The following is a 26,229-nucleotide window of genomic DNA, read 5'->3' as shown; positions in this document are numbered from 1 at the left end:
TGCTGACCAGATCAAAGCCTGCAAGTCACGACCCCGGCAGCAGGTTGAACAGGCTACGGTCGCCAAACATCAACCCAGAATTCGCACCAAAGTTATAGGTCGCGCCAATCTTGGCATAGGTTTCCGATCCCGCATCGGTGTTCAACGCCCCAAGCTCCGCGAACATTTTTGAGCTTTCGCCCAAGCCGAACGAACCGCGCAAACCATAGCGTGTCAGCGACGTGCCATCAAACGAGCCGTGATCGAGCGACCCGCCAATGCCCACGCCATTGCCCATCACCATGCCGCCGCTGACACCCAGCACCGTGCCGCTGCCACCATCGTCTTCGGCATGCGCGACATAGCCCTGCACACCGCCAGTGCCAAAATTCTGCGCCGCCTCAAGCCCATAAATATCCGTGCGCCCGCCGTTCACCGCATCCATGCCGTAAAACGCGCCAAGGGCCGTGCTGTCGCCCAGCTTATAGGTGCCGTGCGTCACGAAATTCGTGGCCGTCTCATCGGCGAAGTTCAGCATATTGACGCCCAGATCCATCTGCATGCCAAACTGCGGTCCAAACGCCAGCTCGACTGAGCCGCTGATATTGGTCTTGGCCACCGAGAAATCATCGGTAAACCCCGATTGCGACAGCTTAACCTGCCCGCCTGTCATCTCGGCCTGGGCGGCTGAGCTTGCCAGAACAAGGCTAAGGGCGGCGAGGGTGTGCTTGCTAACAACCTGCATAATGGTCACTTTCTTATTTTTGACTGCTTTGGTCAGCATAGAGTCACAGCGAGCGCGTCACCAGCTTTGAAGGGCAAACGCCCTGAGGTGGTGCGATAGTGTTGCGGTGGAGACTCACCTCAGACGCCTTTGCCAATCATAGGGCGGGGTTCACCCCGCCACGCCGGGAAAAACCTAACAACCTCTTAACGCCTCACCCCTAACCCCTTGATAAACCACACCCCGCCCCTCTGTCCACGCGTGGACAGATGCCGCCTTGCCCCGCCCCCCCGGCTCGGGGCATTGTCTGGGCGAGATAAAACCGGAGGCTGCTATGATTCCCGTAAAAGGCTATGAGGGCCAAAAAGTGGCCGTGCTGGGTCTGGGCCGCTCCGGCCTTGCCACCGCCCGGGCCCTGACTGCTGGCGAGGCCGAGGCGCTGATCTGGGACGACAGCCCCGAGGCCCGTTTGAAGGCCGAGGCCGAGGGTTTCACCTGCACCGACCTGACCCGAGCGGGCGCTTTTGACGGCGTGCTGGCCCTGATCACCTCTCCCGGTATCCCGCATCTTTATCCCACCCCGAACAAAGTGATCGCGCGGGCCTTGGAAGCCGGGGTGCCGCTCGACAACGATATCGGCCTGTTCTTCCGCAGCTTTGCGGGACCGGAATGGGATGATTTCGACCTCACCCCCCGGGTGATTTGCGTGACCGGATCGAACGGTAAATCCACCACGACGGCGCTGATCCATCATATCCTTGAGGTGGCCGGACGGGCGACGCAGATGGCGGGCAATATCGGCCGCGGCGTGCTGGATATCGAGCCCGCACAGGATGGTGAGGTGGTGGTGCTGGAACTGTCCTCCTACCAAACCGACCTCGCCCGCAGCCTGACCCCGGATGTCGCGGTGTTCACCAATCTCTCGCCGGATCATCTGGACCGCCACGCCGGGATGGGCGGCTATTTCGCAGCGAAGCGGCGGCTTTTCTCGGAAGGCGGCCCAGATCGCGCGGTGATCGGGGTGGATGAGGTCGAGGGGCGGTTTCTGGCCAACCAGATGTCGGAAGGCCCGCAGGATGACCGGGTGATCCGGATTTCCTCGGGGCAGAAGCTGGAGCGGTTTGGCTGGGCCGTGTTTGCCCGCAAAGGCTTTCTGGCGGAATGGCGGCGCGGCAAGCAGGTGGCCTCGGTGGATTTGAGGGAAGTGGCGGGGCTGCCGGGGGCGCATAATCATCAGAATGCTTGCGCGGCCTACGCGGCCTGTCGCAGCCTTGGGATCGGGCCGAAGCTGATTGAGACGGCGTTTCATTCGTTTGCGGGGTTGCCGCACCGCAGCCAGTTGGTCGGTGAGAAGGCCGGGGTGCGGTTTATCAATGACAGCAAGGCCACCAATGTCGATGCGGCGGCCAAGGCTTTGCAGGCGTTTCCGAAGATCCGCTGGATCGCGGGCGGGATGGGTAAGGAGGGCGGGATTGCGGGGCTGGTGCCGCATCTGGGATCGGTGGTGAAGGCCTACCTGATCGGACATTCGGCGCGCGATTTTGCGCTGGAATTGGGCGACACCGCCTATGAGATTTGTGAGACGATGGAGCGTGCCGTTTCTCGGGCAGCTGAGGAAGCTGTGGCGGGGGAGGTGGTGTTGCTGGCCCCGGCGGCGGCCTCGTTTGATCAGTATCCGAATTTTGAGGTGCGGGGCGATGATTTTGCCGCGCGGGTGAAGGCTTTGGTGAGGTGATGCCGGGGGGGTAACTCGGGGCCATTTTTATTATGTTTTATTTCAAATGGTTATGGGTCGACGTTCAGAAAGTCTTAACTTTTCTGCCCAATTGCTCTTTTTGAAATACTCCCGCCGGAGGCTTCGGGGGCTGGAGGCGCGTGCCTCCGGCGGGGATATTTGAGCACAGAGGATGACCTTAAGTGGGTGGTTTTGACGCTGGGTGGCTTGCTTACAACCTGCGGAAGGTTGGCACCGGACCGGAGTTGTCGAAGAACGGCACGCCGGGTTGGGTTTGGCCGCGCAAAAGGGCGGTCACTTCGGCGAGGACGACCTCGGTGATGAAGGGCAGATCGAGCGCGCGGGCGGCCGCGAGGCCGATCCAATGCAGGTGCGACAGCTCGGTCAGGGTGTCGGAGAAGGTTTCGGTGTCGCCCGCAACACCTGCGGCGGAGGTCAGGAAAAACCGCGCGTCAAAGCGGCGCGGGCGACCCGGTGGGGTGATGGCGCGAAACATGAAGCGCAGGGCACCGGGGGCGGGACCCGGCAGCGAAAGCCCGGTTTCCTCGGTCAACTCGCGCAGGGCTGCGGTCGCAAGCGTGCCCGGTGTGGGGGCATCTGCGGGGCAGTTCAGCGTCAGGCGGTGGGCGCAATCGACAGTGAGGCCGGGCAGGGTATCGGTGGCATCCTCGGCATCAACGCCGCCACCGGGGAATACGTACTTTGAGGGCATGAAGGCGGCAGCATGGCCGCGCTGACCCATCAGAACCTCAAACCCCGTGGCCGCAGGCCGCCACAGCACGATGGTGGCGGCGGGGCGGATGGTCTCGGCGGCGTTGCTCACAACTGCTCGGGTGTGGTGGCGGTGGTGCGGCCAAAGCCGTGCATCCGCTTGGCCCATTGCAGCGCCACCAGCGCGCCTTTCAGCCGGGGCAGCAGATACAGCGACAGCGCCACGGTGCCGATGGAGAATATGGTGAACAGGGTGGCAGGCTCGGGGCGGTATTTCACGAACACAAACATCAACAGCGGTGCCATCACATGCCCGACGATCAGGATAGTGAGGTAGGCCGGGCCATCATCGGCGCGCTGCGGGGTGAAATCCTGCGCGCAGACCGGGCAGCTTTCACGCACCTTGAGATAGCCTTTCAGCAGCGGACCCGCGCCACAATTCGGGCAGCGCCGCGCCCAGCCCCGGCGCAGCGCGGGCCAAGTTGGTCGTTCGGCAAAGCCATCGTGATCATGGGCGTGGAGATCAGCGGCCCCGTGGTCAGGGACAAGGTGCAGGGCGGCGTCGGTCATCGGAAAATCCTGAATGCGAGAGGCATGTTCTAACCGATGTGGGGACGAAAGTTGAGTGCTTACACGGGGGGGCGGTGCTTTGTCGCAAGCGGGGCTGAAAAAATCCAGCGGCGCTGCGCGACGGAAACCGAAAGCTGCGGCGTTTATCTGGGTATGAACGCCATGGCAGAGGCTGCGGCGAGCTTGAGGAGAACAGCATGCTTAACAGCAAAACGGCGATCAACAGCAAAATGGCGCGCTACAGCACACTGGCGGGCAATCCGAAACTGGCAGGGTCGGCCTTGATTCTGGTGGCGGCTTTGATGGGGGCTGCAGCCTATGCGCAGGATGCCACACCGCCGCAAACGCCGCATGGCGGGTTTGATTTTGCCACTTTGGATGCGGACAAAGACGGCAAAGTGACCAAAGCCGAGGTAGAGGCGTTCCGTGCCGCCAAGGTCAAGGCGATGGACGCCAATGCGGATGGCAAGATCTCGGCAGATGAGCTGGCGGCCCCGCGGATTGCGGCCTCGACAGATCGGATCAAGGCGCGCTCGGCGGAGATGGTCAAGAAGATGGACTCGGATGGCGACGGGTTGTTGAGCGCGGCTGAGATGGCGGCGCGTCCGGGGCCGGAGATGCTGTTTGATCGGATCGACGCCAATGCGGACGGGGCGGTCACCCAAGATGAGGTCGATGCCGCGCGCAAGGCGATGCATGAGAAGCATGGCAAGGGCCACGGCAAACACGGCAAGCATGGTTCTGCGATGGAGGATGACATGATGGGCGGGCCGGATGGTGGGGATGATCCGGCGAACTGATCAAACCTGATCTGGTGCCCTGATCTGGGTTGGGGTCGATGATCCCCAGAGGCTTTGGCCGGGATCGGGGCGTCAGGGGTGGGGTTTGCGGTTGTTGCCGCAGACCCCACGTCACAGCGAAACCCAGATCTGTTGCGAAACATTGCCAGCCCGGAGCAAGCCGGGTAAGCCCGATCACAGGATGACAATGCCGCGCGATACCCTTGCAGACTTGGCCGATGAGGCGCTGGTGGTGCTCTATGCCCATGGCGACCCCGATGCCGCACGGCTGCTGGCTGGGCGGCTGTTGCCACGGGTTTTGGGCTATGCCGGGCGGATGCTGGCGGATCGCATTGAGGCCGAGGATGTGGCGCAAGAGGCGATGCTGCGGCTGTGGAAGGTGGCGCCGGAGTGGCGGCAGGGTGAGGCGGAGGTCTCAACCTGGATTTACCGGGTGGTGGCCAATCTGTGCACGGATCGTCTGCGGGCGCGCAGGCGGCGGCGGGCCGAGGCGTTGGATGATGTGGCGGAACCTGCGGATGGTGCTGCTTCGGTGGTGGCCGGGATGATGGAAGCGGACCGGATGGCGGCGTTGGACTTGGCTTTGGCGGCCTTGCCCGAGCGACAGCGGGAAGCGGTGGTGTTGCGGCATATTGAGGGCTTCAGCAACCCCGAGATTGCCGAGATTTTGCAGATTGGCGTGGAAGCGGTGGAAAGTCTGACGGCGCGGGGCAAGCGGGCACTGGTCGCGCTTTTGTCGGGGCAGCGGGCGGCTTTAGGCTATGAGGAGGCGGAATGATGGATGATCTTGATGATCTATTGGCCGGGGCATCGCGGGTTTTGGTGCAGCCTTCGGAGGCGCTGATGGCGCGGGTTTTGACGGATGCGGCTGATCTGCAGGCGCGGCCAGTGGTGGCGGTGGTGCCGCGTGCAGGCTGGTTGGCGGGGCTGGCGACATTGTTTGGCGGCGCGGGATCGCTGGTGGGTGTGGGTTCGGCTGCGGTGGCGGGGTTGTTTTTCGGCTTTGTGCAGCCCGAGGGTATGGGCGCGGTTGCGGAGATGTGGGCGGGGAGTGCGGTCGATCAGGTCGATCTGATGCCGCAACTCGATGTGCTTTTGGCAGAGGAATAGGTGATGAGCGGAGCGGCTGTGGGGAAAGTGCCCGGCAAGGGGTTGCGGATCGCGCTGGCGGTCTCGGTGGCGCTGAACCTGGCCGTGGCGGGGCTGTTTGCGGGCTCGTTTCTGAAAGATCACGAGGATGGCGGGCCACGTGGGGTGCGCGAGATCGGCTTTGGTCCGTTTTCCGAGGCGTTGAGACGGGAGGATCGCAAGGCGTTGCGCAAGGCGTTGCTGGCGCGGATGCCTGAGATGCGGCAGGCGCGGCAAGAGGCAGGCCGGGATGCGCAGGTTTTGCTGGGGGTGTTGCGGGCGGAGCCGTTTGATCCCGGCCAGCTGGCGGCAGTGTTGGAGGCGCAAAGGCTGCGGATGGCGGGGCGGTTTGAGGTGGGGCAGGGCCTGATGCGCGATTTGCTGGTGGCGATGACGCCCGAGGCGCGGCGGGCGTTTGCGGATCGGCTGGAGAAGCGCTTGCAGCAGGGTGGCAAGGGTGGGCCGGATAAGTTCGGCGATGAGGGGCCACCGCCGAAGCCTTAGGGATCTCGGTTGGGGCCGGGGCGTGGCGATACTTCGATCTTTGTTATGCGGCGGTGCGGCTGATGGTGACTTGGTTGCGGCCCGCCGATTTGGCGTAAAGCAAGGCGCGGTCGGCGCGGTCAATCAGGTCTGACAAGGTGTCTTTGACGCTGGGGGCGCAGGCATCGGCTGAGGTGGCAAGGCCAATCGAAACGGTGACCTGAAGGGCAGCAAAATCGCCGATCCGTACCGGGGTTTCTTCGATGGCGTGGCACAGGCGTTCGGCAATGCTGCGGGCCTCAGTAAGCGAGGTTTCGGGCAGAGCGATCAGGAATTCTTCGCCACCGATGCGGGCAAGCAGATCGCCCGCCCGCAGATTGCGGTTCAGCCTTTCTGCCACCTCAATCAGCACGGCGTCGCCTGCGGCATGACCCCAGCGGTCGTTCACCGATTTGAAGCGATCCAGATCGACCACCATCACGGCAAATTCCTGCCCCGAGCGGCGGGAAATATCGGCGATGGCGGCGAGTTGCGCCATGCCGTAACGGCGGTTGTGCAAACCCGTCAGGCTGTCGATCATCGCCAAGCGCAATCCGTCTTGCACCGAGGCCCGCATCGCATCGGCTTCACGCTTGCGCACCAGCAGCCGGGCCAGACGCAGCGCGAGTTCTTCGGCGGGGATGCCATCTGCCACCAGATCATGCGCCCCAAGATCAAACGCCACCGCCGCCGCGATGGCCGAGCCGAGGCCGGATTGCACGCAAAACGCGGCATGGCGGCTGTGGGTGCGCGAGCGCAGTTCTGACATCAACCGCAGACCAGAGCCCGGACCGTTGAAATCGGATTCGATCAGGAAAACGTCGGGTGTGGCACCATGATGCATGCCTTCGGTCATCGCCTCTTCTGCCGTCATGGCAAGCACGCGGTCGGTTAGATGCGGGGCCATATCGCGGCGCAGTTTCAGCGCCACTTCGCTGCGTTGGGTGATCAGGGCGATCACGCCGGGTTGGTAAAACGTCGCCGGGGCTTCGGCCAGACCCAGCATGGCGATGCCGTCGTGATGCGGTGCGAAACCTTCCACCTCATCGCGGGCGCGCATGAAGCTGCGGATACGCGCCAACAGGCTTTGATCATCCAGCGGTTTTTGCAGGAAATCATCGGCCCCGGCGCGGAAGGACTCGCAGCGGGCTTTGGCATCCAGCACAGGTGAGCAGATCACGATCGGCACATGCCGCAATGCGGGTTCCGCCCGCAATCGTTCCAGCAAGTGCAGCCCCGGCATATCTGGCAGGGAGAGTTCAAGCAGAATCAGATCGGGCGCTTCGGTCAATGCAAGTTTCAGACCGGCCGCGCCATCGGCCGCCAAAAGCGGCGTGTAGCCAGCAGCCGTCAGCCTGACCTTCATGACGATGCGATTTGTCGCAACATCGTCCACAATGAGTATCTTGCCGACCATTGTCGAAACGCCTGAGTTAAGTGTTAAGCTTGTGTTTCCAGTGTGCCGCCGAAAGGGTTAAGAAATCCTTTCCAAAACCAATATCTCAGATGCGCAATTGTCGCGTGACCTGTGCAAAACCTAGGAAATGCGGCATGAATAGGCGGGAATCTGCTGAAACTCTGGCTTTGCAGGCGTTTGCTTGGCTTTTGGCGCAGGATGATCTGGTGGGGGTCTTCCTTAACGCGACGGGCGCCGGGCAGGGGGAATTGGCCGCCCTTGCGGGTGATCCGGTGTTTTTGGGCGCGGTATTGGATTTTCTGATGGAGGATGATTCGCGGGTGATCGGATTCTGCGATGCCGCAGGCCTGCCCTATACGGCGGTGATGCAGGCACGGGCGGCGCTGCCTGGGGGCGAATTGCCGAACTGGACCTGATTGCGTTTTCGGTTTCGGCGCGGCAGGGTGCGGGCCAAAAGCGGACCCGCTCAGCGGGCTGACCTAATGGAGACGAGCATGATTGAGGCGCTGATTTTCGACAAGGACGGCACGTTGTTTGATTTCCGCCTGAGCTGGGGGGCGTGGACTCGCAACCTGTTGGCCGAGTTGGGCGATGCCGATGGGCGGTTGGCCTCGGTTCTGGGCTATGATGCGGCGCGGAATGATTTTGCCGCCGACAGCCCGGTGATCGCAATGACCACGCCCCAGATCGCCGATATTCTGCTGCCGCATTTGCCGGGGCTGGGGTTGGAGGAGTTGTTGGAGCGGATGAACCAGCTTTCCGCCGATGCGCCGATGGTGCCTGCGGTGGATTTGCCTGCCGTGTTGGAGGCATTGCGGGCGCGCGGGTTGAAGCTGGGTTTGGCGACCAATGACACCGAGCTGCCTGCGCGGCGGCATTTGGCCGGGGCCGGGGTGTTGGAGTTGTTCGATTTCGTGGTCGGCTGCGATTCCGGTTTTGGTGGCAAGCCTGCGCCGGGGCAACTTCTGGCTTTCGTTGCGCAGTGCGGACTGACGCCGGGGCGGGTTGCCATGGTGGGCGATAGTTTGCATGATCTGGATGCGGGCCGGGCTGCGGGGATGCAGGCGGTGGCGGTGCTGACCGGTATCGCTGTGCGCGCCGATCTTGAGGCGCATGCCGATGTGGTTTTGACCAATATCGGCGAATTGGCGGCCTGGATTGACGGTTTGGCTGCCGCCTAACCGGGGCGTCGGATAAAAACGACACATTTGCGTCGGGAACGTGGTGCGCTAAGGCGCTGCGTTTCGTTCATCTTAGGCACCAGCAGCGGCCACGGTTGTGGTTGCAGGAATGGAGACGCCAGATGAGCGATGACGCAAGCCGCAAACGCATTCGTGCCGGGGGTCGGGCGGGCAACAAAAGCCGGGCGGGCTCGGCGGTGATTGACCAGATGCCGTGGCGGATTCCGGTCAACAACGACCGCCCGATTGAGCCGTTGGACGCCGATGGTGTGCAGGCGGTGCACAAAGCGACGATGCGGATTTTGAAGGAAATCGGCATCGAGTTTCTGAACCCGGAGGCGGTGGCTTATCTCAAGCAGGCTGGCTGCGTGGTGAATGGCACCAACGTCAAGATGGACGAAGATTTCGTCATGGAGATGCTTTCGCATGCGCCGGAAAGCTTCACCATCACGCCGCGTAATCCGGAGCGTGAGCTGATCATGGGCGGCAAGCATATGCTGTTTGTGAATGTGTCTTCTCCGCCCAATGCCTGGGATCTGGAGCGTGGCAAGCGGACTGGCGACTTTGAGACGTTCAAGGAATTCATGAAACTGACGCAGTATTTCAACTGCATCCATGTCGCGGGCGGCTATCCGGTGGAGCCGGTGGATATTCATGCCTCGGTGCGGCATCTGGACTGTTTGTATGAAAAGCTGACGCTGACCGATAAGGTGGTGCACGCTTATTCGCTGGGAGCCGAGCGGGTTGAGGATGTGATGGAGATGGTCCGCATCGCGGGCGGTCTTTCGCACGACGAATTCGACGCCAAGCCGCGGATGTATACCAACATCAACTCGGTCTCGCCGTTGCAGCATGATTATCCGATGCTGGATGGCGCGATGCGGTTGGCCAAACGCGGGCAACCCGTTGTGATCACGCCGTTTACCTTGGCGGGGGCGATGGCACCTGTCACCATGTCGGGGGCGGTGTCGCTGTCTTTGGCGGAAGGTTTGGCCGGGGTGGCCTTGCTGCAATATATCAATCCGGGCTGCCCGGTGGCGTTGGGGACGTTCACCTCGAACGTCGATATGAAATCGGGGGCGCCGGCGTTTGGTACGCCGGAATATATGCGCGCGACGCAGATGACCGGGCAGTTGGTGCGGTTTTATGGGCTGCCGCTGCGCTCGTCTGGCACCTGTGCGGCCAACGTGCCGGATGGGCAGGCGATGTGGGAAACGTCCAACAGCCTGTGGGCGGCGGTGCAAAGCCGCACCAACATGGTCTATCACGCGGCGGGTTGGTTGGAGGGCGGGCTGATCGCAAGCCCCGAGAAGTTCATCATGGACTGTGAAGTGTTGCAGATGATCCAGCGCTATTTTGAGGATGCGGTGGTGGCGGTGACGCCGGATGATCTGGCGTTTGACGCGATCAAGGCGGTTGGCCCCGGCGGGCATTACTTTGGTTGCCAGCACACGCAAGACCGCTACGCCACGGCGTTTTATGCGCCGATCGTGTCGGATTGGCGGAATTATGAAGCGTGGCAGCAGGATGGTTCGATCTGGACGGTGGAGCGCGCGCATCGGATCTACAAACAGATCATCGCGGAATTTGAAGCACCCGAGATGAACGGCAATGATCAGGAAGCGCTGCGGCAGTTTGTGGCCAAGCGCAAGCAAGAGGGTGGCGCACCGACCGATTTCTGATTGCTGGTAAGGGGTTAGGATGGGCCTGTGCGGATTTCCGCGCGGGCCGTTTTGCGTTTTTGGCGTGTGCTTGTGCCGGGGTGGCAAATCGGGGCTTGCTCGGCGCAAGCCTTCGGGCATTTGGCAATTATTAATGCCCTGCGCTTACAGTCGGGGAGAATCATTTGCGAGTATCCCGATGCACGGCCTGATCAACCGCTCGATCCAGTGTTTTCTGCGCGACACCTATGGGGCGGCCAGCTGGTCTGCGATTGCGCGCATGGCGGGGCTCGGCTTTGACAATTTTGAACCGCTGCTGATCTATGACACGGCGCTGACCGAAAGCGTGATTGACGCCGCCGCCCGACATTTGCAGCGGCCCCGTGAGACGGTGTTAGAGGATTTGGGCACTTATCTGGTGTCGCATCCCAATCTTGAGGCGCTGCGCCGGCTGTTGCGCTTTGGCGGGGTGAGTTTTCAGGATTTTCTGCACTCGATGGAAGATTTGCCGGAACACGGCCGCTTGGGTCTGCCCGACCTGGAGGTGCCGGAATTCACCCTGATGGATCAGGGCGAGGGGCGGTTTTTGCTGCATGTCTCGCGGCTGATTGAGGGCGTGGGGCATGTGACGGTGGGGCTTTTGCGGGCGATGGCGGATGATTATGGCGCGCTGGTGGTGTTGGATCATGCAGGCGTTGAGGCGGGGCGCGAGGTGGTTGCGGTGCATCTGCTGGATCACGCTTTTGCAGAGGGGCGGCGGTTTGAACTCGCCATGCCGGAGGCTTAGGTGATGCCGGGGGTTGTGTTAAACAAAGCGGCACTGTCGCGATTGATGCCGATGCATGTTGGGCTGAACGCGGCGGGCAAAATCAACTCGATGGGGCCGACCTTGGTCAAGCTGATTGAGGGGCCGCTGCCGTTGGGGGTGGGGTTTCTGAAAGTGTTTTCGGTGCGCCGACCTGCCGGGATCATCTCGATGGAGGATCTGCGGGCGCGGGCCGGGGTGCGGTTGCATGTCGATCTGCGCGGCAAGGGCGATACGTTTCGTGGGCTGGCGATGCCAACGAGTGATGGCGGGATGCTGCTGAATCTGTCGTTTGGCATCCGGTTGATTGAGGCGGTGCGGCAACATGCGCTGACCGATGCGGATTTTGCCGCGACCGATATGGCGGTGGAAATGCTGTATCTGGTCGAGGTCAAGCAGGCGGTGATGACGGAATTGCGGCGGCTGAACCTGAGCCTTTTGGGCGCAAAGGCAACGGCGGAGGAACAGGCGCTGACCGACACGCTGACGGGCTTGCGCAACCGGCGGGCGCTGGAAGTGTCGCTGCCCGCGCTGATCGGGCAGGGCGTGGCGTTTGGGTTGATGCATATTGATCTGGATTACTTCAAGCAGGTCAATGACAGCTTGGGCCATGCGGCGGGTGATGTCGTGCTGCGCGAAGTGGCAAAGGCTTTGGTCGAGGAAACCCGCGCTTCGGACATGGTGGCACGGGTGGGCGGCGATGAGTTTGTCGTGCTGCTGCCGGGGTTGTCTGACCCGGCGCGCTTGAAGCAGATTGCGCGGCGGATCATTGAACGCTTGACGCAACCGATTGATTTTGAAGGCTCTCCATGCCGGATTTCGGCCTCGATTGGTCTGACGATTTCGACACTGTATGATCCGCCCGAGGCCGAGCGGATGCTGAGCGATGCCGATGCGGCGCTTTATGCCTCAAAGCGGGCAGGGCGGGCGCAGGCGCAGTTTTATCAGCCGACAGGGGATGATTTACTGTCGGCTTGAGGCTTCTGGCGGTCAGACTGCCAGAAATTCTTTCACGAAAGCCGTGGCGGGGCGGGCGCGGATGTCTTGCGGGCGGCCAATTTGTTCAATCCGGCCCATCGACATCACGACGACCAGATCGGCGAGTTCCATTGCTTCGTCTTGGTCATGGGTGACGAAGATTGTGGTCAACCCGGTGGTGTCGTGAATCTCGCGCAGGCCCGCGCGGAGTTCTTTGCGCACGCGGGCGTCTAATGCGCCGAAGGGCTCGTCGAGCAGCAGCATCCGGGGCTCGATGGCAAGCGCGCGGGCGAGGGCGACGCGTTGGCGTTGACCGCCGGAAAGCTGGCTGGGATAGCGTGCGCCGATGTCGGGCAGTTGGATCAGCTCCAGCAGTTTGGTGACGCGGCGGGCGATTTCGGCCTTGGCGGGTCGCCCGGCGCGGGGGCGGGCACGCAAGCCGTAGGCGATGTTCTCGAATACTGTCATGTGGCGGAACAAAGCGTAGGATTGGAACACAAATCCGGCGCGGCGGTCTTGCACGGTGAGGTTGGTGGCGTCGGATGCGTCGAACAGCACCCGGCCTGCGGTGGGGAATTCGAGGCCGCCGAGGATGCGCAGCAGGGTGGTTTTGCCGGACCCCGATGGGCCGAGCAGCGCCACCAAAGCGCCCGAGGGGATCGACAGCGAGACGGGGTGCAGGGCTGCCGTCGCGCCGAACTCTTTGGAAATCTGATCAATTTCGATTTGCATGGTTTGGCCTTTCAGGGACGGTGTGCGGCGGCAAGCTGATCGGCAAAGCGCCATTCCAGCAGGGTTTTCAGGGTGAGGGTCAGCAGCGCCAATAGTGCAAGTACGGCGGCGAGGCTGAAGGCAGAGACCGAGAGATATTCGTTGTACAGCATCTCAATGGTGATCGGCATGGTGGCGGTTTGGCCGCGGATTTTGCCCGAGACCACGGCGACTGCGCCGAATTCACCCATGGCGCGGGCATTGCAGAGCAGCACACCGTAGAGCAGTGCCCCGCGGATGTTGGGCAGGGTCACGGTGAAGAAGATGCGCCAGCCGGAGGCTCCGAGGGTGAGGGCGGCTTCCTCCTCGGCCTTGCCTTGCTCGATCATCACCGGGATCAACTCGCGGGCAACAAAAGGGAAGGTCACGAACATCGAGGCGAGGATGATCGAGGGCAAAGCGAAGACGATGGGGTAGCCATGCGCGACCATCCAGCCGCCGACGGCGGTGTTTGCGCCGAAGGTAAGCACCAAGCAGAGGCCCGCGACGACCGGAGAGACCGAGAACGGCAGGTCGATCAGGGTGATCAGCAGAGCTTTGCCGCGAAAGTCGTATTTGGTGATAAACCATGCCGCTGCGATGCCGAAGACGGCGTTAAGGGGGACGGCGACGGCGGCGACGATGAGGGTGAGTTTGATTGCAGAAGACGCCTCGGGGTTGGCGAGGGATTTGACGGCTTCGATGGCACCTTTCGAGAGGGCCTCGGCGAAGACGGCGACGAGGGGGGCGAACAGCAAAAGCGCGAGGAATAGCACGACGACCGCGATCAGGCCGAAGCGGAAGCCGGGGGATTCGGTGGTGACCGGGCGATGCGCTTGCGAACCTGTGGGTTTCGGCAAGTGGTGGGTGGGGGTGTCAGACATAGCCAATCCTCCGGCGGCTGAGAACTTGGATGGCGTTGATCAGCAAAAGCATTGCGAAGGAAATCACGAGCATGGCGATGCCGATGGCGGTGGCCCCGACATAGTTGAATTCTTCGAGTTTGATGACGATCAGCAGGGGCGCGATCTCGGTTTTCAGCGGGATGTTGCCCGCGATGAAGATTACCGAGCCATATTCGCCAACCGCACGGGCGAGTGAGAGGGCAAAGCCTGTCATTGCGGCGGGGGCCAGCATGGGAAGGACGACGCGGCGCAGGGTGTAGGCGCGGGTGGCGCCGAGGGTGGCGGACGCTTCTTCTACCTCACGCTCGATTTCTTCGACGACGGGTTGCACGGTGCGGGTCACAAAAGGCAGGCCGACGAAGATGAGGGCGATCAGGATGCCCCATTGGGTATAGGCGATCTTGAAGCCGAGGTCTTTGGCGATGGAGCCGAACGCGCCGTTTGGGGCGTAAAGGGCGGTCAAAGCGATGCCTGCGACGGCGGTGGGTAGCGCGAAGGGGAGGTCAACGGCGGCGTCGAGAAGGCGGCGGCCGGGGAAGCGGTAGCGCACCAAGACCCAGGCGAGGGCGACACCGATGACTAGGTTGATCAGGGCGGCAATGAAGGAAAGTCGGAACGACAGGAACAGCGCGCCCCAGATGCGGGGGGTGTTCACCTCGGTCCACAGGGCTGGCAAACCGGCAGTGGCGCCCTTCAAGAGAAGGGCGCCGATTGGCAGCAAGACCACCAGAGACAGCAGGGTGAGGGTGATCCCGGCACTAAGGGCCATGCCGGGAAGCGGGGATCTGTTGATCAGCGGTCTGCTCATGGGGCGTTACTTCGCGGTGTAGATTTGATCGAAGGTGCCGCCATCGGCGAAGTGGGTTTTCTGTGCTTCTGCCCAGCCGCCAAAGTGGCTGATGTCGACAAGTTCCAGTTTCGGGAAGCGGGCAACGTCAGCCGGATCGGCTTTCGAGGTATCCCAGCCACGGTAGTAGTCTTTGAAGATGATGGCTTGGGCTTCGGGGGTGTAGAGGAAGTTCAGGTAAGCCTCGGCCAGTTTGCGCTGATCGTCGTTGTGAATATTGGCCTCAACCAAGGCGACGGGCGGTTCGGCGAGGATCGAGAGCGAGGGCACGACGATATCAAACTGATCGTCGCCAAGCTCTTTTTCAGCCAAGTAGGCCTCATTCTCCCAAGCCAGCAGCACATCACCGATGCCGCGCTGGGCGAACGTGGTGGTGGCGTCGCGTGCGCCTTTGTCCAGCACAGGCACATGTTCCAGCAGGGTTTTGACAAAGGCTTGCGGGTCTTGGCCGTTCTTTTCTGCCCAAGCCCAAGCGGCGAGGTAGTTCCAGCGCGCGCCTCCGCTCGTTTTCGGGTTCGGGGTGATCACTTCAACGCCATCTTTCACCAGATCGCCCCAGTCTTTGATGCCCTTCGGGTTGCCTTCGCGGACGAGGAACACGATGGTCGAGGTATAGGGTGAGGAATTGTGCGGCAGTTTCGACTGCCAATCGGCGGGCAGTTTGCCTTCCTTGGCGATCTTGTCGATGTCGGCGGCGAGTGCCAGCGTGACAACCTGCGCATCCAGACCTTCGATCACGGCGCGGGCTTGTGCGCCGGAACCGCCATGGCTGGCCTCAATCGTCGGAGCCGGGTTGCCTGCGGCGGTGTAGCTTTCGATGAAGGCGGCGTTCAGGTCTTTGTAAAGTTCGCGCGTTGGGTCGTAGCTGACGTTCAGCAGGGTTTCGGCGCGAAGCTCTTGGGCTGCCGAGAAACTGAGATAGAGCGCCGAAAGCGCGACCAGCGCCGCCTTGCCCAGCCAGTTTTCGCGCACCGGGAAGCCTACGAACTCGCGCTCACCGGTGGTGATGGTGACGCGGCCATCTGCATGGCGCTGGGTGAGGGTGCCTTGGGCCGTCACGGTCCCTGCAACGGTGATGGTGGTGAGCATTGGTTTCTCCTGCGGGATGGGATGGCGTTTCGCCGGGAAAGGAAGGGCGGGGATGAACCCGAGAATGGGGGCGGTCATCTTGCGTAGGGGTCCAAGGGCTCGACGCGGGTTTCCCACAGGCGGGCATCGCGGCCGTCGAGCAATTCTTGCACCGCAGCTTGCGGATCGCGGGTGAAGCGGACCAGCGGGCTGCCCGAGACGCGGTGGGCGCGTCCGGTGCGGCGGTCGATCAGAGAAACCTGATAGGCGCAGGACATCGGCGCCGCATGGCTGAAGACTGATTGGGGTGCTGCGAACATGGTGGTCTCCCTCTGGATTAGTTGGGTAGGGTCGAGTGTGTCGATACCCTTAATAACGACAGAGTTAGTCGAGTTTAGCAACGGAAAAATAACGCTCTTTTTTGTCGTGATTTTAGAAGAAAATTCTCTCTGCTTTATTCTCAATGGGTTGAGGGGATGAAGAGATGGTTTTTGTAGATATAGTTGTTTTAAAACAATAGTTTATCGTACTTTTGAAATATATCACGATAAAGATGGTAGACATTTAGAATTTTTGCCACATCCTAGGCGCAGAACCAGAAGGGGAACGGCTATGGCCGAACTTGATCAGATTGATCGCAAGATTATCGCCGAGTTGATGCGCGATGCGACGCTGCCGGTGGCGCAGATTGCCGACCGGGTGGGGCTATCACAGACGCCATGCTGGAAGCGGATTCAACGGCTTGAGGCCACTGGCATTGTCACCGGACGGGTGGCAATGGTGGACCCGGCGCGGCTTGGCTTTGGCCTGACGGTGTTTGTCGAGGTCGAAGCGGTGGATCATTCTGCCGAGTGGCGCGAGGCGTTCATGAAGGCGACCGAGGCGATCCCTGAGATCATGGAAGTCTACCGGATGGCCGGAGAGATGGATTATCTGCTGCGGGTTTCGGTCGGCGATACGGCGGATTTTGACGGGCTTTACAAGCGACTCACTGACGCGGTGGCGATCAAGAATTTCACCTCACATTTCGTGATGGAGCGGATGAAGTATGGCACCGCCTATCCGGTGGATACGCAGCGGCGTTAGGTAAGGCTCGTGCGCAGGAAGGTTTCGGCCAATGCCACGCCCGCAGGGGTGATGGTGTGGCCGACGCCGGGCAGCAGATGGAGGGTGGTCTGCACGCCTGCTGCGGTCAGGGCGGCTTCGGCTGTGGTGGCCTCGGTGATCGGCATCACCGGGTCGCTGGTGCCGTGGATCAGCAGAACCGGGGTTTTTAGCGCTGGCGTTAGCGGCGCTGGGCTGGCGAGGCGCAGCGAGAAGGCGACGACTGCGCCGACGGGCCAGCGGCCCGAGGCGACGGCATCTAGGGCCATGATGGAGCCTTGCGAGAACCCGATTAGTGCGACGTTATGGAGTTGGTTTTGCAGGCCGTGGGCGGTGATGATTTCGCTGAGGGTGGCGTCGAAACTGGCACGGGCTGCGGCGACCCGAGCGGGGCGGTTGGCCTCGGTGATGCCTGCGATTGAGAACCATTGGCGACCTGCGCCGCCTTGATCAAAGCGGTGCGGGGCGTCGGGGCTTTCGGATTGCGCGCCGATGTTTTGCGCAATGTGTTGGCCGATTGGGGCCAGATCGGCGCCGCTGCTGCCGACACCATGCAGCATAATCAATAGCTTGCTCATGCTTTGTCCCACGGCAGTAGGGGGCCGACGGGGACAAGGCCCAGCGGATTCAAGGTTTTGATCGAGTAGTAACCGCGCTTGATATGGTCGATGCTAACGGTATCGCGGACGCCGGGAAGCGCGAGGATACGCAGCATATAGGCTTGCAGGTTGGGGTAGTCGGCGATGCGTTTCAGATTGGTCTTGAACAAGCCGTGGTAGGCGGCGTCAAAGCGGATCAGGGTGACGAAGGCGCGGATGTCGGTTTCAGTGAATGGCGCGCCGTGCAGGTAGGGGCGAGCATCCGACAGGCGGGATTCGAGGTTGTCGAGCGTAGCGAACACGTCGGTGAAGGCTGCTTCGTAGGCGGCTTGGGTGGTGGCAAATCCGGCGCGATATACGCCGTTGTTCAGGGCGGGGTAGATCTGGTCGTTTAGCGCATCAATCTCAGACCGCAGGGCTTCGGGGTAGAGATCGGGGCCAGAGGCGAGATCTCCGAAGCCGGAGTTGAGCATCCGCACAATGTCAGCCGATTCGTTGTTCACCAGCGTGTTGGTGTGTTTGTCCCACAGCACCGGCACAGTGGCGCGCCCCGAGACATGGGCATCGGCACGGGTGTAGATCTGGTGCATGTAGGTGGCGTTGTACAGATGGTCCGGCGTGCTGCCGGGGTAGTCTCCGAAGCGCCAGCCTTGATCGGTGAGGGTCGGTTCCACGACAGAGACGGTTATGGCGGATTCTAAGCCTTTGAGTTTGCGAGCGATTAGAGTGCGTGACGCCCAAGGGCAGATCAGGGCGACATAAAGGTGATAGCGTCCGGCTTCGGCTTTGAAGCCTGAGGAACCGTCAGCGGTGATCCAGTTGCGAAAGCTGGATTGCTGGCGCACAAAACCGCCTTCAGCGTCTTTCGCCTGCACGGGTTGCCAGTTCTCCATCCATTTTCCATCGACAAGCATGTTACACCACCTTCGCTGACAGAGTGATCGGGGTGCCCCACGGGTCGGTCAGGGCTTTGGGCAGTTTGGCACGCAGGGCGGCGAGGGGTACGGCATCGGCCAAGATTTCAAGATCGGCAAGGCCGGTGGAGGGGAAGGCGCGCTTGCCTGCGCCGCGGCTGTTCCAGATGTTGGTGGCGATGTGGTGGTGGTAGCCGCCCGCGCCGTAGAAGGCGGCACCGGGGTAATGGGTGGTGATCGCAAAGCCAAGTTCGCCGTTGTAGAAGGCTTCCGCCTCGGGGACCGATCCGGTTTGCAGATGGACGTGGCCGATCACGGTGCCCTCGGGACTTTCGGTGAACGGGGCTTTGGCGGCGGCGGCGAGGTTGTTCAGATCAAGGCCGTTGGTGGCCATTTGGATTTGGCCGTTTTGGGTTTTCCATGCAGAGCGCGGACGGTCGATATAGACCTCAATGCCGTTGCCCTCGGGGTCTGACAGATAAATCGCCTCACTCACAAGGTGGTCGGAGGCACCCTCTAGCGGCAGTTGGCTGTCAGAGGCGTGCAGCAGCCACGCGCCAAGGTCGGCGCGGGTGGGCAGCAGGAAGGCAGTGTGAAACAGGCCCGCTTCTTTCGGGCTGCTGCGGCGGGCGGTTTTGTCGGCGCGCAGTTCCAGCAGGGGGGTGTTGCCCGCGCCAAGGCGCAGGGTTTCGCCATCATTGCTAAGTTCAGTCAAGCCAAGTGCTTGTTTGTAAAACGAACCGACACGCCCGATGTCATTCACCGTCAAGGCGACGCGGCCGATTTCCAAGGGTGCAGATGCAGTGGACATGTCGGTTCTCCGAAAGTTTTGGGGTTAGCTGCGGCGGCCAAGCGATGCGGCACCGTCGCCGAGCAGGGATTGCACCACAAGGGCGATGATCCAGAATGCGGGATATTCCCAGCCACCGTTCTCGTTGGTGAAGAAGAAACCAGCGGCGAAATGCACGGTGACGATGGCCCCGAGCAGCACAGGAATCAGGGCGAGAGAGACGATGCGGGTGCGGTATCCGGCGATCAAGGCGAGGCCGCCGAGCACTTCAACGGCGATGATCAGATAGGCGAGCGGGCCGGGCAGGCCGATGCTTTGGAAGAAGCCAGCGGTGCCAGCGGGGGTGAAGACGAAGATTTTCAGGCCAGCATGGGCGAGGAACAGGCCGCCGAGGGCGAGGCGCAGGATCAGGGCGGCGAGGTCGGTCTGGCTGGTGGATTGGGAAGGTAGGGCGGTCATTGCGGTTATCCTTTGGGTTTGGATTGATTATCGCAATATGGCTCTTTCTGATTGGATTGATAATCTTGCCAAATGGAAGATCATTCCGTCCGATTTGGAAGGGGTGTGCTGGGGTGCGGCAGATGTTGCACCAGAAAATCAATCAACACCCGCATCTTCAACGCCAGATGCCGACCGGAGGGATACAGCGCAAACACCCCCATCGGCGGTTCTTCATAAGCGGCCAGCAGGCGGACAAGGCGGCCACTGGCAAGGCTATCGGCCAGAACAAAATCGGGCGAAGACGCGATGCCAAGCCCGGTTTCAGCGGCGATCATACAGGCGGAGGCGTTGGAAAACGTCAACCGCCCCGTGACCGCAACTCGTTGATTCTGAGTGAAGCTCCAGCGCTGCGGGTCGCGGTAGTTGGTGTCGATCAGACAATCATGCCCGGTCAAATCTTGCGGTGTTTGCGGAACACCCCGTGCGGCAAGATAGGCTGGGGAAGCCGCCACGATCAGTTGCGAGCTGCACAGTTTGCGCGCGATCAGCGTGGTGTCGCGGGGCTTGCCGACCCGGATTGCCATATCGAAGCCCTCATCGACAAGGTTCACAAGGCGGTCCGAGAAATTCACGTCCAGCGCAATCTCGGGATAGGCCTTGGCAAAATCGGCAAGGCGGGGGGCAAGTCGGATGGTGCCAAAGCTGAGCGGCGCGCTGAGCCGGATCTTCCCGCGTGGCAACAGGGCGGCGTTGCGGGTTTCGGTATCGAGCGCGTCAAATTCATCGAGCAGGCTGCGCAGACGGTCGAAATAGGCCTGTCCGGCTTCGGTCGCGGCCAGCGCGCGGGTGGTGCGGTGCAACAGCCGCACGCCAAGCTCGGCTTCAAGCTTTGACACCAGCTTGGAGGCTTGGCCGGAACTGGTGCCCAAGCGCTGTGCTGCGGCGGCAAAACTGCCGGTTTCCAGCACGGTGACGAACATCCGCTCGCTGATCAGCCGATCCATTGGCACACTTTCGCTGTGGAATTCAGTGAAGACTAGTGCGATTGCTGCGGTTTTGGAAGGAAGATGCTTAACTTAACGGTGAAGCCCAAGCGATGGGTTTCATTCATAAATTAAGGGAAGTGGCAGCCCGTAGGGGAGTCGAACCCCTCTTACCAGAATGAAAATCTGGTGTCCTAACCGATAGACGAACGGGCCACTGCGGCGGTTCCTAAGCGGTTGGCGCGCGGGGTTCAAGAGGGGAAAACCGATTTATCGGTCGATTTTTGCGCCCATCAGCGCGATGGCCTGCTGGTAGACCTTGGCGGCGTTCCATTCTTTGATCACCGCGAAGTTCGGCTCGCCTTCCTGATAGCCCAGCCCAGGTTGCCAGCCCCTCTGGCGCAGGTAGTTGGCGGTGGTGGAGAGCGCGTCGGTGAGGTTGGTCAGATCAATCCGGCCATCGCCGTTGCCGTCCTGACCATATTGCAGCGCATTGCCGGGCAGGAACTGGGTGTGGCCAAGTTCACCATGTTTTGCTCCGACAGATTTGGCGCTGATCGAGCCTTGATCGACCAGCAGCAGCGCGCCGATCAGATGCGGGCGGAAGAAATCTGTGCGGCGGCAGTCGAAGGTCAGGGTGGCGATGGCCGAGACGACATTGGTGTCGCCCATGAAATTGCCAAAGCCGGTTTCCATCCCGTGGATGGCCAGCAAAACGCCTGCGGGCACACCATATTGTGCCTCAAGCCCGGCGTAGAAATCGGGGTTCTTCTTTTCGCGCGCGCGGCCCTGCGAGATGATCGCATCAGCACCGCGCACTGACAGGAATTTTTGCAGGGTGTATTTGAAGCTTTTCTGGTTGCGATCCGCCGCAATGGTGGCCTTGGAATAGCTGGCGCTCAGCAGTGCGGCGCGGCCCGCTTCGCCGACGCCCTCGGCTTTGGCCTCTTGCGCCATATCGGCCTTCCACGCGTCAAACCCGGATGCGGTGTTGCCGCAGGTGGCAGCCAAAGCGGGGGCGGCCAAAGTCAGCGAAAAAAGCAATGCGGTCAAAGATTTGGTCAACACTGTCTGCATCCAACAAGGAAAGGTTGTGGGCAGAATAGCTGGGCTGTCGCCCGGCGCAAGGGGGCTGAAATTATGCAGAGATCTCAGGGTGTTGGGAAAAGTGGCAGCCCGTAGGGGAGTCGAACCCCTCTTACCAGAATGAAAATCTGGTGTCCTAACCGATAGACGAACGGGCCACTGTGGTGCGGCGGTGTTTAAGGGCAGATTTGGCGCTTCGCAAGAGGAAAAATCAGGCTTTTGCCGCATCTTCCAGACGAAATTGCACCTTTGTGCGACCGCCCCATGTGTTCAACTCTAGCCGCCCGGCCAGATGAAAGCGCTGGTGGCCGGGGTTTTCCAATGCGGGGCCGAGATCGGTGTCAAAAGCGCCAAACGCGATGCCTTCGAGGCGGGCACCCATGCTGTCGCCGAAGCTGATTTTCAGGTGTTTCTCGCCGATGCGGCGGGTGGTGATGTTGGTGTCGGCGAAGGCAAAGTGCGGGGCTGGGGCGGAGGCTCCGAACGGGCCTGCGGACTCAATCTGTTCGACAAATCCCGGGGTTGCGGCGGTGGGCATCAGCAGGCTGTCGATGCGCAGGTCTTCGCGACCGCCCGCACCTGCGCCTTGTTTGGCGAGAAGTTCAGAGAGACGTTCCATCGCGGCTTCGAGTTTATCGCGCGCCACCGTCAGGCCTGCGGCCATTTTGTGACCGCCGCCTTTCAGCAGCAGACCTTCGGTGGTCAGACGATGAATCGCCGCGCCGAGATCGACGCCGGTGACGGAGCGGGCGGAACCTTTGCCTTCGTTGCCATCAAAACCGATCACCACGGCGGGGCGATGACTGGCTTCTTTCAGCCGGGCCGCGACGATGCCAACGACGCCGGGGTGCCAGCCGTCGCCTGCGGCCCAGACCAAGGGGCCGTCCAAGCCGCGCATTTCGGCTTGCGAGAGGGCTTCTTCTCGCACCCGGGCCTCGATATCGCGGCGCTCGGTATTCAAGACGTCAAGTTTTTCGGCCAAGGCGGTTGCCTCGGTTGGGCTATCTGTGGACAGCAGACGCGCGCCAAGGTCGGCTTGGCCAATGCGGCCGCCTGCGTTGACGCGGGGGCCGAGCAGGAAGCCAAGTGCGTAGGGGGTGGGGGCTTGGTCCATGCGGGCGATATCGGCGAGGGCGCGCAGGCCTGCACGTTCGCGGCGGGCCATCACCTTGAGGCCTTGGCGCACGAAGGCGCGGTTGACGCCGATCAGCGGGGCGACATCGGCGACGGTGGCGAGGGCGACAAGATCAAGCAGCGCCATCAGATCAGGGCCTTGGCTGCCGTCGGCGCGCAGTTGGCGGTTGGCCTCGACCAGCATCAGGAACACCACGGAGGCAGCGCACAGGTGGCCGAGGTCGCCGTCCTCATCCTGACGGTTGGGGTTTACCACGGCGAAGGCGGGGGGGAGGGTTTCTGCGCCGAGGTGGTGATCTAAGACCACCACGTCACATTTGGCGGCGGCGATGGGATCAAAGCTGAGGGTGCCGCAATCGACGCAGAGGATCAGGTCGTGTTTGCTACCCAGTTCGGCCATGGCGGGCACGTTGGGGCCGTAGCCTTCGTCAATACGGTCGGGGATGTAGAGGGTGGCTGTAGCACCCATCGCGCGCAGCCAGATGATGAGAAGGGCGGCGGAGGAGCCGCCATCGACATCATAATCGGCAAAGATTGCAATGCGTTGGCGGGCTTTCACGGCGTATAGGAAGCGGGCGGCGGCCTTGGCCATATCGCGCAGTTTCAGCGGATCTGGCAGCAGATCGCGCAGTTGCGGGGCGAGAAAGGCCGGGGCGTCTTGCGGCGTGACGCCGCGCGCGACAAGGGTGGCGCAGAGGGCGATAGGCAGGCGGGTGAGTTGCGCCATCGCCTCGGCCAGACGTTCGGCCTCGTCACCGGGGCCGATCCAACGGCGCTGGGTCAGCGAATGGTCAACCGAGAGAAAGGCGCGCTCTGTCATAGTTTGGGTGTGCCTGACAGAGTGGCGCGGAGCAAGGCGGAATTTGAGAAATTCCGGCACGATTTCCGTATCGGAAATCGGTTGCGCCCTTATTTCATTGGGCTTTTGTACAACATCCGGCGCACTGATCCGGTTTTCGAGCGCATCAGGATCGTCTCGGTCGTCACCCATCCCGGTTCGATCTTGATGCCTTGCAGGATCGAGCCTTGGGTGACGCCAGTGGCCGCGAAGATCACGTCGGCGGTGACCATTTCGTCGCGGGTGTAGATGCGGTTCAGATCGGTGATGCCAGCCTTGTAGGCGCGGGCTTTTTCGTCGTCGTTGCGGAACAACAGTTTGCCGTAGATTTGGCCGCCCATGCACTTCAGGGCGCTTGCCGCGAGTACGCCTTCGGGGGCACCGCCCGAGCCCATATACATGTCGATCCCAGTGATTTCGCTTTCTGCGCAATGGATAACGCCTGCGACGTCGCCATCGGTGATCAGGCGGATGGCGGCCCCGGTGGAGCGGACTTCGGCGATCAACGCCTCATGCCGGGGGCGCTCCAAGATGCAGACGGTGATCTCATCCGCGGCCACGCCCTTGGCGCGGGCGAGGGCGCGGACGCGGGCAGCGGGCGGCATGTCGAGGGTGACGGTGTCGGGGGCGTAGCCGGGGCCGATGGCGAGTTTTTCCATATAGACATCGGGGGCGTGCAGCAGGGTGCCGCGCGGGGCCATCGCGATGACCGTCAGTGCGTTCGGCATGTCTTTGGCAGTCAGCGTGGTGCCTTCCAGCGGATCGAGCGCGATGTCCACCGCCGGACCGTTTCCGGTGCCGACTTCTTCACCGATATAGAGCATCGGGGCCTCGTCGCGTTCGCCTTCGCCGATCACCACAACGCCGGCAATATCCAGCAAATTCAACTGGTCGCGCATGGCGTTGACCGCCGCCTGATCCGCCGCTTTCTCATCGCCGCGCCCGATCAGCTTGGCGGAGGCCAAAGCTGCCGCCTCGGAGACGCGGGCGAGGCCGAGGGAAAGCAGGCGGTCTTGGAATTCGGTGACGTCGGCCATGAGATATCCTTGCGGGAAAATGGGGTTTTCCCTCGTCTAGCCGGGGGCGGCGTAGGCGGCAAGGATGGTGGCGCTAACAGTTTGAGGGCGCTGAGGTAATCTGCCGAGTTGCAAGGTTTTACGGCGTATTCTCGCTGTGCTTTCCCCGTGCTGACGCGGGTCGGAGGAAACCAGCGTGAATCAAGCCTTTGCGAATCGCGGTCAGACTTCCTCGATGCGCAACGCGACGGGGGCGCCGACCATGACACCCGTGGCGGCAAAGCGCCCGGTGGCGTGGTCGATGTCGGCGCGGGTGGCTTTGTGAGTGACGATCAGCACGGTGGCTTTGTCGCCTTCGTGGTCATATTGGCGCATCTGGTCGATGGAGACGCCGGCGTCGCCGAGGCAGGTGGCAATTTTCGCCAGTGCGCCGGGTTTGTCGAGCAGGGTCATGCGCAGGTAGTAGCTGGCGGGTGTCGCGGATTGCGCGGCCTGTGGTTTTGCCAAAGTGCTGGCAGGCTGGCCGAAGGTGGGCAGACGGAGGCCGCGCGCGATGTCGAGCACGTCGGACATCACGGCAGAGGCGGTGGGGCCCATGCCTGCACCGGGGCCGCGCAGCACGATTTGGCCGACAGAATCGCCTTCAAGGACGACCATGTTGGTGCCGCCTTGCAACTGGCCCAGTGGGCTGTCGGCGGGCACGAGGCAGGGGGTCATGCGTTGCTCGAGGCCTCGCCCGGTCATTTGCGCCACACCCAACAGTTTGATGCGGTAGCCCATGTCGGCGGCGAGTTTGATGTCGTCGATCGAGATCGCGCCGATGCCTTCGAGTTCGACCGCATCGAAGCTGACTTGGGTGCCGAAGGCGATAGCGGCGAGGAGGCTGAGTTTATGGCCCGCGTCGATGCCGCCAACGTCTAGGTTTGGGTCGGCCTCTAAATAGCCAAGCTGTTGGGCGGCGTCGAAGACCTCGGCGTAGGACAGGCCTTCGTTCTGCATCCGGGTCAAGATGTAGTTGCACGAGCCGTTCATCACGCCCATCACGCGTTTGATCTGGTTGGCGGCCAACCCTTCGGTCAGCGCCTTGATCACCGGGATGCCACCTGCGACGGCGGCTTCAAAGCGGATGACGCGGCCTGCGGACTCAGCCGCGAGGGCGAGGGCTTGGCCGTGGTGGGCGAGCAGGGCTTTGTTGGCGGTGACCACATCTTTGCCTGCGGCGATGGCTGCCTCGGTTGCAAGTTTGGCGGCGCCTTCGTGGCCGCCGATCACCTCGACAAACACGTCGATATCGGCGCGTTGGGCCAGCGCCACGGGATCGGTTTCCCAAGCATAACCAGACAGATCAGCATCGCGGTTCTTGGATTTATCGCGGGCGGAGACGGCGGTGATCTGCACGGCGCGTCCAGTGCGTTTGGCGATCAGATCGGCGTGCGCTTGCACGATCTTCACCACACCAATGCCCACGGTGCCAAGACCAGCGAGACCAATGCGCAGGGGTTTGGCAGACATGAGGGGACTCCGTTTCAGATTGCTTGCGCCG

General features: G+C 61.9%; 29 protein-coding genes and 2 tRNA genes. 11 read left to right on the top strand and 20 right to left on the bottom strand.

Annotation, left to right across the window (positions count from 1 at the left end; translation table 11 throughout):
* Window positions 1–25: 25 nt before the first annotated feature.
* Window positions 26–724, bottom strand: coding sequence for a hypothetical protein (locus ACS5RD_RS19075; RefSeq protein ID WP_489928699.1), 699 nt, complete (start codon window positions 722–724; stop codon window positions 26–28).
* 313 nt (window positions 725–1,037) lie between these two features.
* Here ACS5RD_RS19075 and murD point away from each other — a divergent pair, with 313 nt between their 5' ends.
* Window positions 1,038–2,438: a UDP-N-acetylmuramoyl-L-alanine--D-glutamate ligase gene (murD, locus tag ACS5RD_RS19070; protein WP_489928698.1), complete on the top strand. Its 1,401-nt coding sequence runs from the start codon at window positions 1,038–1,040 to the stop codon at window positions 2,436–2,438.
* A 211-nt stretch (window positions 2,439–2,649) separates the two neighbouring features.
* On the opposite strand, the gene ACS5RD_RS19065 is transcribed toward murD, so the two are convergent.
* Together ACS5RD_RS19065 and ACS5RD_RS19060 are read right to left on the bottom strand one after the other, a co-directional pair.
* Window positions 2,650–3,261 (bottom strand): NUDIX hydrolase, encoded by a 612-nt coding sequence (locus tag ACS5RD_RS19065; protein ID WP_489928697.1) that lies wholly within the window; start codon window positions 3,259–3,261, stop codon window positions 2,650–2,652.
* Window positions 3,258–3,719: a DUF983 domain-containing protein gene (locus ACS5RD_RS19060; RefSeq protein WP_489928696.1), complete on the bottom strand. Its 462-nt coding sequence runs from the start codon at window positions 3,717–3,719 to the stop codon at window positions 3,258–3,260. The genes ACS5RD_RS19065 and ACS5RD_RS19060 overlap by 4 nt, the downstream gene beginning before the upstream one ends.
* 197 nt (window positions 3,720–3,916) lie before the next feature.
* Between ACS5RD_RS19060 and ACS5RD_RS19055 the strand changes: the two genes are divergently transcribed.
* The 4 genes from ACS5RD_RS19055 (at window position 3,917) to ACS5RD_RS19040 (ending at window position 6,151) form a co-directional block, all read left to right on the top strand.
* Window positions 3,917–4,519 carry an EF-hand domain-containing protein gene (locus tag ACS5RD_RS19055; protein ID WP_489928695.1) on the top strand — a complete coding sequence of 201 codons (603 nt, stop codon included), beginning with the start codon at window positions 3,917–3,919 and terminating at the stop codon, window positions 4,517–4,519.
* A gap of 181 nt (window positions 4,520–4,700) precedes the next feature.
* A complete protein-coding gene (locus ACS5RD_RS19050; protein WP_489928694.1) occupies window positions 4,701–5,297 on the top strand; it encodes an RNA polymerase sigma factor in 597 nt (198 codons plus the stop codon).
* A complete protein-coding gene (locus ACS5RD_RS19045) occupies window positions 5,297–5,629 on the top strand; it encodes a dihydroorotate dehydrogenase (protein WP_489928693.1) in 333 nt (110 codons plus the stop codon). The genes ACS5RD_RS19050 and ACS5RD_RS19045 overlap by 1 nt, the downstream gene beginning before the upstream one ends.
* Window positions 5,630–5,632: 3 nt before the next feature.
* Window positions 5,633–6,151 (top strand): periplasmic heavy metal sensor, encoded by a 519-nt coding sequence (locus tag ACS5RD_RS19040; protein WP_489928692.1) that lies wholly within the window; start codon window positions 5,633–5,635, stop codon window positions 6,149–6,151.
* 43 nt (window positions 6,152–6,194) lie between these two features.
* Here the strand turns inward: ACS5RD_RS19040 and ACS5RD_RS19035 are convergent, their stop codons facing one another.
* Entirely contained in the window at window positions 6,195–7,565 is a 1,371-nt protein-coding gene (locus ACS5RD_RS19035) for a diguanylate cyclase (RefSeq protein WP_489928691.1), read from the bottom strand.
* A gap of 155 nt (window positions 7,566–7,720) precedes the next feature.
* Here ACS5RD_RS19035 and ACS5RD_RS19030 point away from each other — a divergent pair, with 155 nt between their 5' ends.
* The 5 genes from ACS5RD_RS19030 to ACS5RD_RS19010 all read left to right on the top strand — a co-directional run bounded on the left by ACS5RD_RS19030 (window position 7,721) and on the right by ACS5RD_RS19010 (window position 12,211).
* Window positions 7,721–8,002: a DUF3572 domain-containing protein gene (locus ACS5RD_RS19030; protein ID WP_489928690.1), complete on the top strand. Its 282-nt coding sequence runs from the start codon at window positions 7,721–7,723 to the stop codon at window positions 8,000–8,002.
* A gap of 78 nt (window positions 8,003–8,080) precedes the next feature.
* On the top strand, window positions 8,081–8,767 hold the full coding sequence (locus ACS5RD_RS19025) for an HAD family hydrolase (protein WP_489928689.1): 687 nt from the start codon (window positions 8,081–8,083) through the stop codon (window positions 8,765–8,767).
* 122 nt (window positions 8,768–8,889) lie between these two features.
* Window positions 8,890–10,449 (top strand): trimethylamine methyltransferase family protein, encoded by a 1,560-nt coding sequence (locus ACS5RD_RS19020; protein WP_054007982.1) that lies wholly within the window; start codon window positions 8,890–8,892, stop codon window positions 10,447–10,449.
* A gap of 178 nt (window positions 10,450–10,627) precedes the next feature.
* On the top strand, window positions 10,628–11,215 hold the full coding sequence (locus ACS5RD_RS19015; protein WP_489928688.1) for a heme NO-binding domain-containing protein: 588 nt from the start codon (window positions 10,628–10,630) through the stop codon (window positions 11,213–11,215).
* Between the two features lie 3 nt (window positions 11,216–11,218).
* On the top strand, window positions 11,219–12,211 hold the full coding sequence (locus tag ACS5RD_RS19010; RefSeq protein WP_489931407.1) for a diguanylate cyclase domain-containing protein: 993 nt from the start codon (window positions 11,219–11,221) through the stop codon (window positions 12,209–12,211).
* A 12-nt stretch (window positions 12,212–12,223) separates the two neighbouring features.
* Here the strand turns inward: ACS5RD_RS19010 and ACS5RD_RS19005 are convergent, their stop codons facing one another.
* From ACS5RD_RS19005 to ACS5RD_RS18985, 5 genes are all read right to left on the bottom strand, one after another.
* Window positions 12,224–12,943 carry a sulfate/molybdate ABC transporter ATP-binding protein gene (locus ACS5RD_RS19005; protein ID WP_426034579.1) on the bottom strand — a complete coding sequence of 240 codons (720 nt, stop codon included), beginning with the start codon at window positions 12,941–12,943 and terminating at the stop codon, window positions 12,224–12,226.
* A gap of 11 nt (window positions 12,944–12,954) precedes the next feature.
* The gene (gene cysW / locus ACS5RD_RS19000; protein WP_489928687.1) at window positions 12,955–13,845 is read right to left on the bottom strand and encodes a sulfate ABC transporter permease subunit CysW; all 891 of its coding nucleotides are present in this window, start codon (window positions 13,843–13,845) and stop codon (window positions 12,955–12,957) included.
* Window positions 13,838–14,674, bottom strand: coding sequence for a sulfate ABC transporter permease subunit CysT (cysT, locus tag ACS5RD_RS18995; protein ID WP_489928686.1), 837 nt, complete (start codon window positions 14,672–14,674; stop codon window positions 13,838–13,840). The genes cysW and cysT overlap by 8 nt, the downstream gene beginning before the upstream one ends.
* Before the next feature lie 6 nt (window positions 14,675–14,680).
* Window positions 14,681–15,802 (bottom strand): sulfate ABC transporter substrate-binding protein, encoded by a 1,122-nt coding sequence (locus ACS5RD_RS18990; RefSeq protein ID WP_489928685.1) that lies wholly within the window; start codon window positions 15,800–15,802, stop codon window positions 14,681–14,683.
* 74 nt (window positions 15,803–15,876) lie between these two features.
* On the bottom strand, window positions 15,877–16,101 hold the full coding sequence (locus ACS5RD_RS18985) for a hypothetical protein (protein ID WP_489928684.1): 225 nt from the start codon (window positions 16,099–16,101) through the stop codon (window positions 15,877–15,879).
* Window positions 16,102–16,393: 292 nt separating this feature from the next.
* Between ACS5RD_RS18985 and ACS5RD_RS18980 the strand changes: the two genes are divergently transcribed.
* Window positions 16,394–16,867, top strand: a complete 474-nt coding sequence (locus ACS5RD_RS18980) for an Lrp/AsnC family transcriptional regulator (RefSeq protein ID WP_489928683.1) — start codon at window positions 16,394–16,396, stop codon at window positions 16,865–16,867.
* On the opposite strand, the gene ACS5RD_RS18975 is transcribed toward ACS5RD_RS18980, so the two are convergent.
* The 11 genes from ACS5RD_RS18975 to ACS5RD_RS18925 all read right to left on the bottom strand — a co-directional run bounded on the left by ACS5RD_RS18975 (window position 16,864) and on the right by ACS5RD_RS18925 (window position 26,198).
* Window positions 16,864–17,463, bottom strand: coding sequence for an alpha/beta hydrolase (locus ACS5RD_RS18975; RefSeq protein ID WP_489928682.1), 600 nt, complete (start codon window positions 17,461–17,463; stop codon window positions 16,864–16,866). The two genes, ACS5RD_RS18980 and ACS5RD_RS18975, sit on opposite strands and share 4 nt — an antisense overlap.
* Window positions 17,460–18,398, bottom strand: coding sequence for a glutathione S-transferase family protein (locus ACS5RD_RS18970; RefSeq protein ID WP_489928681.1), 939 nt, complete (start codon window positions 18,396–18,398; stop codon window positions 17,460–17,462). Before ACS5RD_RS18970 ends, ACS5RD_RS18975 begins: the two co-directional genes overlap by 4 nt.
* Before the next feature lies 1 nt (window position 18,399).
* Window positions 18,400–19,209 (bottom strand): VOC family protein, encoded by an 810-nt coding sequence (locus ACS5RD_RS18965; protein ID WP_489928680.1) that lies wholly within the window; start codon window positions 19,207–19,209, stop codon window positions 18,400–18,402.
* Between the two features lie 24 nt (window positions 19,210–19,233).
* Window positions 19,234–19,647: a DoxX family protein gene (locus ACS5RD_RS18960; protein WP_489928679.1), complete on the bottom strand. Its 414-nt coding sequence runs from the start codon at window positions 19,645–19,647 to the stop codon at window positions 19,234–19,236.
* A gap of 80 nt (window positions 19,648–19,727) precedes the next feature.
* Entirely contained in the window at window positions 19,728–20,633 is a 906-nt protein-coding gene (locus ACS5RD_RS18955; RefSeq protein WP_489928678.1) for a LysR family transcriptional regulator, read from the bottom strand.
* Between the two features lie 120 nt (window positions 20,634–20,753).
* A tRNA-Glu gene (locus ACS5RD_RS18950) sits at window positions 20,754–20,828 on the bottom strand.
* Window positions 20,829–20,882: 54 nt separating this feature from the next.
* Window positions 20,883–21,689: a lytic murein transglycosylase gene (locus ACS5RD_RS18945; RefSeq protein ID WP_489928677.1), complete on the bottom strand. Its 807-nt coding sequence runs from the start codon at window positions 21,687–21,689 to the stop codon at window positions 20,883–20,885.
* A gap of 92 nt (window positions 21,690–21,781) precedes the next feature.
* Window positions 21,782–21,856, bottom strand: a tRNA-Glu gene (locus ACS5RD_RS18940).
* A gap of 53 nt (window positions 21,857–21,909) precedes the next feature.
* A complete protein-coding gene (gene recJ, locus ACS5RD_RS18935; protein WP_489928676.1) occupies window positions 21,910–23,652 on the bottom strand; it encodes a single-stranded-DNA-specific exonuclease RecJ in 1,743 nt (580 codons plus the stop codon).
* A gap of 89 nt (window positions 23,653–23,741) precedes the next feature.
* Complete coding sequence (glpX, locus tag ACS5RD_RS18930) at window positions 23,742–24,707, bottom strand: class II fructose-bisphosphatase (protein ID WP_054007969.1); 966 nt, start codon at window positions 24,705–24,707, stop codon at window positions 23,742–23,744.
* 201 nt (window positions 24,708–24,908) lie between these two features.
* Window positions 24,909–26,198, bottom strand: coding sequence for a homoserine dehydrogenase (locus tag ACS5RD_RS18925; protein ID WP_489928675.1), 1,290 nt, complete (start codon window positions 26,196–26,198; stop codon window positions 24,909–24,911).
* Between the last annotated feature and the right edge of the window lie 31 nt (window positions 26,199–26,229).

This window comes from Cypionkella sp. PAMC25878, from assembly GCF_058135695.1.
This window is presented reverse-complemented; position numbering and strand designations above follow the sequence as displayed.